The sequence below is a fragment of the Terriglobia bacterium genome, from assembly GCA_020073185.1.
GTDB lineage: Bacteria > Acidobacteriota > Terriglobia > Terriglobales > Acidobacteriaceae > JAIQGF01.
The window spans coordinates 21840-33092 of record JAIQFT010000070.1 but is presented as its reverse complement, the minus strand read 5'-3'; the positions used below and the strand labels follow the sequence as shown (position 1 = coordinate 33092).

General features: G+C 60.2%; 7 protein-coding genes. 3 read left to right on the top strand and 4 right to left on the bottom strand.

Annotated features, from left to right (window positions below; all coding sequences use genetic code 11):
• Positions 1 to 154: 154 nt before the first annotated feature.
• The 3 genes from LAN64_18485 to cyaY all read right to left on the bottom strand — a co-directional run bounded on the left by LAN64_18485 (position 155) and on the right by cyaY (position 3372).
• Entirely contained in the window at positions 155 to 1765 is a 1611-nt protein-coding gene (locus LAN64_18485; protein MBZ5569821.1) for a S41 family peptidase, read from the bottom strand.
• A gap of 232 nt (positions 1766 to 1997) precedes the next feature.
• A complete protein-coding gene (locus LAN64_18480) occupies positions 1998 to 2729 on the bottom strand; it encodes a 1-acyl-sn-glycerol-3-phosphate acyltransferase (protein MBZ5569820.1) in 732 nt (243 codons plus the stop codon).
• A gap of 310 nt (positions 2730 to 3039) precedes the next feature.
• Complete coding sequence (gene cyaY / locus LAN64_18475) at positions 3040 to 3372, bottom strand: iron donor protein CyaY (GenBank protein ID MBZ5569819.1); 333 nt, start codon at positions 3370 to 3372, stop codon at positions 3040 to 3042.
• Positions 3373 to 3523: 151 nt separating this feature from the next.
• Between cyaY and LAN64_18470 the strand changes: the two genes are divergently transcribed.
• Entirely contained in the window at positions 3524 to 4543 is a 1020-nt protein-coding gene (locus tag LAN64_18470; protein ID MBZ5569818.1) for a hypothetical protein, read from the top strand.
• Positions 4544 to 4742: 199 nt separating this feature from the next.
• On the opposite strand, the gene LAN64_18465 is transcribed toward LAN64_18470, so the two are convergent.
• Complete coding sequence (locus LAN64_18465; protein ID MBZ5569817.1) at positions 4743 to 5207, bottom strand: single-stranded DNA-binding protein; 465 nt, start codon at positions 5205 to 5207, stop codon at positions 4743 to 4745.
• A gap of 530 nt (positions 5208 to 5737) precedes the next feature.
• On the opposite strand from LAN64_18465, the gene LAN64_18460 reads away from it, so the two are divergent.
• Both LAN64_18460 and LAN64_18455 read left to right on the top strand, forming a co-directional pair.
• Entirely contained in the window at positions 5738 to 7357 is a 1620-nt protein-coding gene (locus LAN64_18460; protein MBZ5569816.1) for an activator of (R)-2-hydroxyglutaryl-CoA dehydratase, read from the top strand.
• 211 nt (positions 7358 to 7568) lie between these two features.
• On the top strand, positions 7569 to 11165 hold the full coding sequence (locus LAN64_18455) for an acyl-CoA dehydratase activase-related protein (protein MBZ5569815.1): 3597 nt from the start codon (positions 7569 to 7571) through the stop codon (positions 11163 to 11165).
• Positions 11166 to 11253 lie beyond the last annotated feature (88 nt).

Below are 11253 nucleotides of genomic sequence, written 5' to 3'. Positions count from 1 at the left end.
TGTGCGCAATCCAGATGTCCTCTTGCTTCTCCCGCTGCTTGCGCGTCCCCATCGACATGCGCGACATTCTACGAACTATGCCTGTGGATACTTCAGTACTTTCCGCTCACGAATCCAGACTTGCACCACGGGCTGCTAGCCTCTGCTTAGGGCCTTAGCGGTTATTACCCGCGGCGGCGCGTGCGCTGCTGCGGTCGGCGATGATGCGCCGCGCGTTGTCGGCGAGTTCTTTAGCCTTGGGCAGCAGGTCCAGCGCCTTCTGCACCAGGAGATCGGCCTCGGCGCGGACCTTCAGCCCTTCGATCTGGCCGAACTCATCAATGAACATCTCGCTCTTGATGCTGGCGTGGATCCAGTCGCTCACCTGTGCCAGGTCGGCTTCCGTCCAGGGGATTTTTTGCTCGCTCAGGAAGGAGCGGAATTCCTGCATCACCGGTTCGTCCACCTCGAAATTTTTCGCGATGTGCCGGCTGAGCAGGTAATGCTTGGCGAAATTGAAGAAGGCGTAGTGCTGCAGCAGCGTGTCCTGGAAGTGATTGCTCTTGATGGCCGGGATCTTCACGTCCGGCGAGATGCCACCGCCGCCATACACCGTGCGGCCGCTGTCGGTCATCTTCACTTCGCGATTGGCGTTTCCGGTTTCCTCGCCGTTGTCGCGCTGGTAGTAGTAATCGTAGAGCGAGATGCTGCTGTAGTCGCGCTGGATCAGGCGTCCGCTCGGCGTGTAGTACTTGGCGGTAGTTAGTGCCAGGCCGGTGTTTTCCGACAGTGGATACACGGTCTGCACCAGGCCCTTGCCGAAGGTGCTCTCGCCTACCACCAGCCCGCGGTCGTGATCCTGGATGGCGCCGGCAACGATCTCCGCGGCCGACGCGGTGCCGCGATTCACCAGCACCACAATCGGGTAATTCTTGCCGCCATTGCCTCGGCTGGCGCGATAAACCTTCTCCGGCGACGAGCGCCCGCGGTGCGATACGATCACCGCGCCCTTGGGCAGGAACTTGTCCGCCATGCCTACGCCTTCGCTCAGCAGCCCGCCCGGATTCTGCCGCAGGTCGAGTACCAGGCCCTTGAGCTCGCCAAACTGGTCGAGCGCGTCCTGAACTTCTCTGTCGGTAGTTTCCTGAAAGCCGGTAACGTGCAGATAGCCGATCCCCGGCCGGATCAGGAAGTGCAAGTCCACGCTGTAGCGCGGAATCTCATCGCGCGTGACCGTGAACTCCATCGGCTTGGGCGCGCCTTCGCGCAGGATGGTAATCCGCACCTGCGTGCCCTTGGGTCCCTTGAGCATGTCGGCGACTTCGCTGGTGCTCAGGTTGTCGGTGGGCTTGCCGTCTACCGCCGCGATCACGTCGCCGGGGTGGATGCCCACCTTGTACGCCGGCGTCCCCACGAACGGCATCAGCACGATGACCTTGTTGTTCCGCGGTCCCACTTGCATGCCCACGCCGTAGTACTTGCCGCGCTGTTCTTCGCGCAGCAACCCATACGATTTCGGGTCGAAAAAGTTGGAGTGCGGATCGAGCACCCGCAACATGCCCGGGATGGCGCCGTTGTAGATGGCCTTGTCCGGGTTGACCGGCTCGGCGTAGTTCTGTTCGACCACGTCATACACATTGGAGAAGGTGCGCAGGCCTGAGCGCACCTCGCCGTCCGACGACGGCTGTGCCATCCCGACACGCTGTCCAAATAGCGCGCCCAGAAACCCGCAAGCCAGAATGACCAGGACGACCAGCAGAAGGGAGCGGCGAGAGCCTCGGAGCATGGTGATGTAAGTCCTTACGGTGCGGCTGAAGTGCGAGCGTTGTCCCTCACCGTGAGCTGCTCGAAGTATAGCAGGCATTTTACTTATACTTGCCGGCACTCGTCCCGGCAAGTGCACCAAAGTACTACCTTTGGATGGAGTTGGCGCCGGGCCGATGCAGAAATATCCGTTGACCGCGAGCCACTGGATTTGGACGAAGAAGTAGCTGGTAGCCCCGACTACCGGCTACGGACTACCGACTGCCCGCCGCTTCGTACATCTTCCTCACCACACTCTGCGCATGCTCCGCCAGCGCGTCCAGGTCCTTCAACGTGTATTCCGCCGCCGCAATCGGATCGCCGACCACAAACTGCAGCGCCACCCTCCTTATGTGCACCGAGCCCAGCGGCAGCGCCTCATACGTTCCCAGAATCGCCATCGGCACAATGTCGGCCTGTGCTTTCACCGCCACATAAAAGGCTCCACGGCGAAACGGCAGCATCTTGCCTCTGGGCGCGCGCTCGCCCTCGGGAAACACCACCAGCGACATGCCGCGTTGCAAAGTCTTGATCGCCTCACGCAGCGCCCGCCGCGTCAGCGCAAAATTTCCCGGCTCAATCTCCAGCGCCCCCGAACTTCGCAGCCACCACCCGATCAGCGGCACGCGAAACACCAGACGGTGCGCCATGATGCGGAACGGAAACGGCAGGTGTCGGTAGAGCAGGGGAATGTCCATTGCGGAAAGATGGTTGGCGACGTACAGGCGCGGCTTGCTGGCGTCAATCCGCTCCAGTCCGCTGACCGTGGCCCGCGTTACCACCTTCAGGATGATCGCCGACCACAGCTTCACCACCGTGTGCCGCGCGCGGCCGCTCTTGTCCAGCACGCCCGCCAGCAGCGAAATCGGTTCCAGGGTTACGGTGACCAGAAATATGTAGGGCCAGAAGATCAGCAGGGCACGTGCCCAGCTCAGCAGATTGCGCACACTTTGCTCGCGGTTTTCGGTTGCCGGTGATCGGTTCTCGGTATCAATCGATGGTCGATAGTCGGCCGCCTTTCGGTTCCCCGATTGTTGGCTGAAGGCCGGCACCGGTCGCGTAGCGACACATGAAAATCGAGCGCCTTCCCTTCCAGGATCACCACATCGTCGCCCGATTCAATAACCCGGCACTTCCAAGTCCCGTAGAGACGACTGACAATAGCCTGGCACTTCAGTGCCGGGAGCAATTGCAAACAGAAGGGAAGTCCCGTAGGGACGATTGAAAGCCGACAACCGAAAACCGTGAACCGACAATCTAGTCCAGATCAATCGCCTCCGACTCCAACTGCTGGTTCATCAGCCGCGATACCAGCGGCTTCAGCCCCTCGCCGCTTTTCGCCAGCACGAAATCGTTCTGGTCATCGTTCCAGTTCAGCTTGAAGCTGGTGGACAGCGCCGAAATCCAGATCTGCCGCGCCGGCGTGTTGGGCGAGATCACGAACCGCCCCGGCGGCTCCGCGAAACTGATGTGCAGCGCGCCCGCCTGGTCTTCCACCTCGAAGTCGGCGTCGTCTTCGGCTTCGATCAACGATTGCTTCAGCGATTCCATCGCCGCATCGGCGCGCCGCCGGAATGCCATCTCGTCCATGGCGCGGCATTCTAGCATTTAGCTCCCCGCTCGCAGCTATCAGCTTTCAGCCGCCGCGGATCGCGCTCGCCCCTACGTCCTATTTCTTTGTGTCGAACCTGCAGTTTCGCGCAACAATACCGACTTCCACACTTGTTTGGTTTGGATACCTATGAGCGATCAAATCGACCCTGTCGTTGCCCCCGCTGCCTATAAGAACCGCCGTGGGTGGCTCACGTTTTTCGGAATCATTGAAATTCTGATGGGATGCGTGTTGCTAATGCTGATTGCATTGACGGCATTTGCCCTGTGGTACGTGCCGACAGCCTCCCAACCTCCGGCGGATGCCCGCTCCGGGCTAACGGTGGTTGCGATTTTTTACGGCCTCTTGGCTGTCTTCTTTGTCGCCGTTGGCATCGGAAGTGCCCAAGCGCGCCGCTGGGCACGGCTTGCCATGCTGGTGGTGAGTTGGGCATGGCTTGGCATCGGCGTGCTTGCGATGGCGATGTTGATTCTCATCATGCCCATGATCACGCGCAGCATGCGGCTGCAGGCCAAAGCAGCCATGCCCGACAATATGGAGACGGTCACGCGCATCGTGATCTATTCCATCCTCGGCCTCTTCTTCATCTTGCTGCCCGGCATATTTCTGCTCTTCTACAGCGGCAAGAACGTAAAGGCAACCTGTGAACGTCCCGGAGTGCCCGCCGGACGCCGCAAGCCGTTAGGGGTAGTGATTGTTGCCGTGTTCTTTGGATTCGGAGCTATATCGTGCGCGTTCGCCGTGGCTGTGCGACCCGCCCTCCCGTTGTTCGGCGGCTTTGTGACTGGCTGGGCCGCGTGGTTGGCTGCTGTGGTAATGGGGATTGTGAGCGCTTGGCTCGCCTGGAACCTGTACCATCAGCGCTCGCTGGCCTGGAAAGCGGCCGTGGCCTGGCTTTTGTTGAATTGGCTATCCACACTTGTGACCATGTCGCGCACGAGCCTGCTGCAGATGTATCAGCGTATGGGATATGGCGAAACCGAAATCTCGCGCATGATGCCATTCGTCAAGTACGGAGTTTATGGCGGTTGGATCATCGGCCTGGCCTTCTTCGCGTATCTGCTCGCGATTCGCAAGCACTTCGCGGAGAACAGCAGCTCGTCGGTTCCTCGACTGGGCGCAGCGGACCCTTTGCATCCTTCAAAGTGACAAATCATTCAAAGTGACAAATCATTATTGAGCAAAGTGCCTCCCGCCCCTCGTCGCTGAACCGCTCCACCCACTTGTAGCCCGTCTTGCGGGTGCGAACCGTGCTCAGAGCACCTCACAAGTGGGTCTGGCGCGCGCACCAAGGCTGCGACACCCCTACTCAGCCAACGGCCAATCGCCAATGGCCAGCGGCTGCCTTCTAAAATGGTATATCCGCATCCGTAATCTGCGTGCCCGCCGCCGCGTCGGGTTCGGGTGTCCGCTGATCCATATTCGACGCTGCCGCTCCCCGCGGTCGTCCTCCGCCCTCGCCGCCCTCGCCGCCGCCGCGTCCGCCCAGCAGCACCAGGTCGTTGACCACGATCTCGGTACGATATTTTTTCTGTCCGGTTTCCTTGTCGTCCCAGGAATCCGTGCGCAACCGGCCCTCGATGTACACCTGGCTGCCTTTCTTGCAATACTCGCCGACAACCTCCGCCGTGCGCTGCCACGCCACGATGTTGTGCCACTCGGTGCGGTCCTGCCAATTGCCGTCTTTATCCTTGTACCGCTCGTTGGTCGCCAGGCTGAACTTGGCCACCGGCGTGCCGCTCGGCGTGTACTTGACCTCGGGGTCTTTGCCGAGGTGTCCAATCAAGATGACCTTATTGACGCTCTTTGGCATAAAAAAGCTCCTCATAAGTGCCGTGTGAGAGGCGGCCAGTGTAGCAGAAGGGAGGGTCTTTCAGTCGGCCAGTTTCTCAGTCTTTCAGTTCGCCAGTTGCGCATTTACCAGTCAGCGACTGACCGACCGACAGACTGACAGACTAATCACCCAAATGTGCGTTATGTCACAATTTCGTCCGTAACTTACTGAAAAGCCGAAGGCGCCGCTCCGCTCGCCACCCAACTCCGCCGCTTGACCGCGATTTTCCCCCGTTCGACAAATTCCATTCTTCGTTCCCAATTCTGACCCGCAGAATGGTTCTCGCCGCAGTGTTGCCCCGAGGATGGCAACCAGCAATTCCGGCACTACCCGGTTGGGGAAAAGGTGAGGAAATGAGCACATCAACGCAGATTCCTACCAGCGGTCAAGGCTTGGTGCAGATCTCATCGCTCGAAGACATGATCCGCGAGCGCGTTGCCGAGGAGCGCGCCCGCCTCGAAAAAGAGGCCGGCGTGGTCCACAAGCAGGTGCACCACTTCCACAAGCCCATCGAGCGCGGCTTCACCAAGGAAGAGCGTCCCAAGACCACCCTGCTTTTCGGCGGCCTGACTTGGAAACACGAGAAGCTCATCCACGGCGCGCTTGAGGGACTGGGCTACCGCTGCGAGGTTGTGCCCGTTCCTGACGTCAAGGCCTTTCAGCTCGGCAAGGAGTACGGCAACAACGGCCAGTGCAACCCGACCTACTTCACCGTCGGCAACCTGGTCCAGTACCTGCAGAAGCTGGAGGAATCCGGCGTCAAGCGCGAAGACCTGCTCAACCACTACATCTTCCTCACCGCCGGCGCCTGTGGGCCGTGCCGCTTCGGCATGTACGAGGCCGAGTACCGCCTCGCCCTGCGCAATGCTGGTTTCGACGGCTTCCGCGTCATGCTCTTCCAGCAGTCCGGCGGCCTCAATCAGAGCGAAGCCGAAGCCGGCCTCGCCATGAACCTCGACTTCTTTCTCAACCTCCTTAATGCCATGAACATGGGCGACGTCATCAACGAAGTCGCGCACCAGATTCGTCCCTTTGAGGCCAATGCCGGCGAAACCGACGCCGTCCTCGACGAGTGCATCGACTACATGCACGAGGTCTTAAAGAAGAAGTCGCCATGGTCCATCGAAGGCGCGCTCGGCAAGCTCGGCCAGAACATCCCCATGAAGGGCACGGTCGAGTACGTCGGCAAATTCCTCAATCAGCTTTACAGCGACGACTACGTCAGCGCCCTCAACCACGTCCGCGACCGCTTCAACTCGATCAAGGTGGATCGCCTCAAGGTGAAGCCGATCGTCAAGATTACCGGCGAATTCTGGGCCCAGACCACCGAGGGTGACGGCAACTTCAACATGTTCCCATTCCTGGTGCGCGAGGGCGCGCAGATTATCGTCGAGCCCGTCGGCACCTGGATCATGTACATGATCCACCAGGTGGTGCAGAAGATTCGCGACACGAAGGGCTTGGAAGACGGCGCGGTCATGCCTCCGGCGTGGCGTCTCGACAAGCACGCCAAGATCGAGATGAATTACCGCAACAAGCTCGCCAAGCTGAAAGTGGCGGAGGTCATCTTCTCCCGCGAGTACCACAAGATCATCGACGCCCTCGGCGGCACCGCCCACCGGCTGGTCAACCAGTACGAGCTCCAGCGCCTCGGCCACCCTTACTACAACTCGCGCGCCGGGGGCGGTGAAGGCCACCTCGAAGTGGCCAAGAACATTTACTACTCCAATAAAGAGCTCTGCCACATGGTGCTCTCGCTCAAGCCTTTCGGCTGCATGCCCTCCACCCAGTCCGACGGCGCGCAGTCCGCGGTCGTCGCCCACTACAAGGACATGATCTTCCTGCCCATCGAAACCTCCGGCGAAGGCGAGATCAACGCCCACAGCCGCGTTCAGATGGCCCTCGGAGAGGCCAAAGCCAAGGCCAAGCTGGAATTCAAAGAAGTGCTGGAAAAACTGGGCAAGTCGGCCGACGAACTCCGCACCTACGTGGACGCGCATCCGGAGATGTCGACTGCGCTCTACAAGGTGCCCAAGTACAAGGGCGTGATCGGCACGGCGCCGAACTTTGCTGTCCACGTCGCCGAGAAGATGGGCGCGAGCGTTCCGTACCACCAGGAAGCGCATTAGTAGTCGGTCAGTCTGTCAGTCTTTCAGCCCGCCAGCTCAGCGCTAAGCGACTGATCGACTGATAGACCGACAGAGCGAGAGACCAAATGTCGCATTAGTAGTCGGTCAGTCTGTCAGTCTTTCAGTCCGTCAGCTCTTGGGCGACTGACGGACTGATCGACTGACGGACTGATAGACCGATAACCGTCGCACGAAACACTGACGAGGACAAATGCCCGGACTTACCGATAAAGCGGATTCCACGAAGAAATACGACCAGCTCTGGATGGGCCTTGACGTCGGTTCCACCACCGTCAAGGTCGTCATCATTGACGGCGACACCGACACCATCCTGTGGGCGGACTACCAGCGCCACGAAACCAAGCAGCCCGAAAAGGCGATCGAGATGCTCAAGGCCATCTCCGCCGATTTCCCCAACACGCCGGTAGACAATATCCGCGTGTTCATTACGGGCTCGGGTGGCTCGGGTATCGCCAAGCACATCGGCGCCAAGTTCGTGCAGGAAGTCAATGCCGTCTCCCTCGCCGTGGAGAAGCTTTACCCCGCGTGCGGCTCGGTCATCGAGCTTGGCGGCCAGGACGCCAAGATCATCATCTTCAAGGAAGACCCCGAGACCGGCAAAAAGAAGAAGCTGCCCTCGATGAACGACAAGTGCGCCGGCGGCACCGGCGCCGTCATTGACAAGATCAACGCCAAGCTCCGCATTCCCTCCGACCAGCTTTGCCAGATGGGCTACAAGGGCCTGAAGCTGCACCCGGTGGCCGGCAAGTGCGGCGTATTCGCCGAGACCGACATCAACGGCCTGCAAAAGCAGGGCGTGCCTCCCGACGAGCTCATGGCCTCGCTGTTCGAGTCCATCGTGCAGCAGAATCTCTCGGTCTTGACCCGCGGCAACACGCTGCGCCCGGTTGTCCTGCTGCTCGGCGGCCCCAACTGCTACATCAAGGGCATGAGCGACTGCTGGAAGGTCAACATTCCCAAGATTTGGGAAGAACGCAATTACCCGCTGCCCGAGGGCGCCAATCCCGAAGACCTCATCACCACACCCGATAATGCCCAGTACTTCGCCTGCATTGGCGCGGTCGAGTTCGGCAAGTCGGAAGACCCCGGCGTCGGCGTCTATCTTGGCTACGACAAGCTGGAGTGGTACATCACCGAAGGCCGCGCCCAGGAAAAAGCCAAGAAGGGTGGCGCGCAGGCCCTCGCCAAGAGTCCCGAGGAGCTCGACGACTTCAAGCGCCGCTACACCAAAAAGAAATTTGTCCCTGCCACCTTCCGGCCACAACAGGTGGTCGAAGGCTTCATCGGCATTGACGGCGGCTCCACCTCCACCAAGGCCGTCCTCGTCGATAAGGACCGCAACGTCCTGTGCAAGACTTACCAGCTTTCGCGCGGCAATCCAATCGAGGATACTCAGGAAGTCGTCGCCAAAGTAGCCCAACAGGTCAGCGATCAAGGGGCAATACTTAAAGTGTTAGGTGTAGGTACGACCGGCTACGCCAAGGACATCCTCAAGGATGCCGTCGGCGCCGATGTCGCCTTGGTCGAGACGGTTGCTCACACTCAGGCCGCCCTCCATTTCTATTCCGACGCGGACGTCATCTGCGACGTCGGCGGCCAGGACATCAAGATCATCATCCTCCGCGACGGCCGCGTGAAGGACTTCAAACTCAACACCCAGTGTTCCGCCGGCAACGGCTATTTCCTCCAAGGCACCTGCGAGAGCTTCGGTTTCAAGGTCGAGGAATTCGCCGACATCGCCTTCAACGCCAAGGGCTACCCGCAATTCGGCTACGGCTGCGCTGTCTTCATGCAATCCGACATCGTCGACTTCCAGCGCCAGGGATGGAAGCCGGAAGAAATCATGGCCGGCCTTTGCAACGTGTTGCCTAAGAACATCTGGCTCTACGTTTCGCAGATTCCCAACTTGTCGGCCATCGGGAAGAAGTTCATTCTCCAAGGCGGCACGCAGCACAACCTCGCCGCCGTCAAGTCGCAGGTGGACTTCATCGAGTCGCGCTTCAAGGGCAAGGAGATCAAGCCCGAGGTCATCGTCCACCAGCACTGCGGCGAGGCCGGCGCCATCGGTTGCGCCTTCGAAGCCGTGCGCCTCTGGGAGAACGGCAAGCGGACCACCTTCATCGGCCTCGACCAGGTCGCCTCCATCACTTTCACCACCACGCGCAACGAAGCCACGCGCTGCTACTTCTGCAAGAACAAGTGCCTGCGCACCTTCATCGACGTCAAGACCGCTGTTCCCAACCCCGGCTATAAGCCGCCGGTCAAGACCAAGGTGCCGCTCATTGACGGCGCCCAGCGCCTCATCATCGCCACCTGCGAGAAGGGAACCGTCGAAAACGTCGAGGAGATGCGCGTCATCAAGGGCGACATCGACGCCATCAAGAAGGAAAACCCCAACCTGGTCGAGATCGCCGCCAAGGCGGCCTTCAAGAGCTTCGAGCCGCCCGTTGTCGCCGATCCGCTGCCCAAGCTCCAGTTCACCGCCGCCCAGAAAAAACGCGCCGAGCTGATCAACAAACGCGCCGAGCTAAAGATCGGCATGCCCAAGGCGCTCAACATGTACTCTTGCGGCCCCTTCTTCACCGCCTACTTCGAATCCCTGGGCGTGAAGGCGGAAAACCTCATCTGGTCGGAGTACACCAGCGAGCAGCTCTACAAAGAGGGTGCCAAGCGCGGCGCCATCGATCCCTGCTTCCCCTCCAAGGTCGGCATCCCGCACGTCCACAACCTGCTCTACGTCATTCACCCCAAGAAGCAGCTCGACATCATCTTTTTCCCGATGATTGATTCGCTGCCCACCTTCATGGTGAAGACGCAGAGTTCGCGCGCCTGCCCCACCGTCACGGCCACGCCCGCCTCGGTGAAGGCCGCCTTCACCAAGGAATCCGATCTCTTCACCGAAAAGGGCGTCATCTGGAAGGACACGCTCATCGAGCTCACCGATCCCAAGGTCGCGCACCGCCAGATGTACGACGACTGGAAGGACATCCTCGGCCTGAGCGAGGAAGAGAATTTCCGCGCCATCGAGCAGGGCTTCAAAGCCATGCTGAAGTTCGACAACGAGATCATGCGCGGCGCCGCCCGCGAGGTCCTCAAAAAGCTGGAGCGCGAGGACAAGCTCGGCATCGTGCTGCTCGGCCGCCCCTACCACAACGATCCCGGCATCAATCACGAGATCCTGGAGGAATTCCAGAAGCTCGGCTATCCCATCTTCTCCCAGGACTCGCTGCCGCTGGACGACGAGATCATCTGGAAGCTGTTCGGCGATGAAGTGAGGGCCGGCGCCATCTCGCACCCGCTCGACGTCTCCGACGCCTGGAAGAACTCGTACTCGGAAAACACTACCCGCAAGGTGTGGGCGGCCAAGTACATCGCGCGCCATCCCAACCTCGTCGCGCTCGAGCTATCCAGCTTCAAGTGCGGCCACGACGCGCCCATCTACACCGTGATCGAAGAAGTGGTCGAACACTCCGGCACGCCCTACTTCTGCTTCAAGGACATTGACGAGAACAAACCCACCGGTTCGATCAAAATCCGTGTCGAAACCATCGGCTACTTCCTCAAGCGCTACCGCGAAGACATGGTGCGCAACAACCAGAAGCAGCACACGGTGGAAGAACAGCTCAAGGCTTTCGAGCAGCGCCTGCGCCACGAACTCACGCTGGCGGCCAGCGTCGGCTCCAAGGCGGGTTGCTGCGGCACCGAAGAAACCGCGCCGGCCGACCTGATTTCCATTGCCGGCGCCCAACAGGGTCAGCAGGACCTGGTCGAAATGGCAGGGGATTAGGAACTTTTATCGGCAGGTTGCGTTTTGGCCGATACTGAGGCGCGGGGTGCCGAGTCCCGCAGGGACGACATTTCAGAGCCCGGCACGT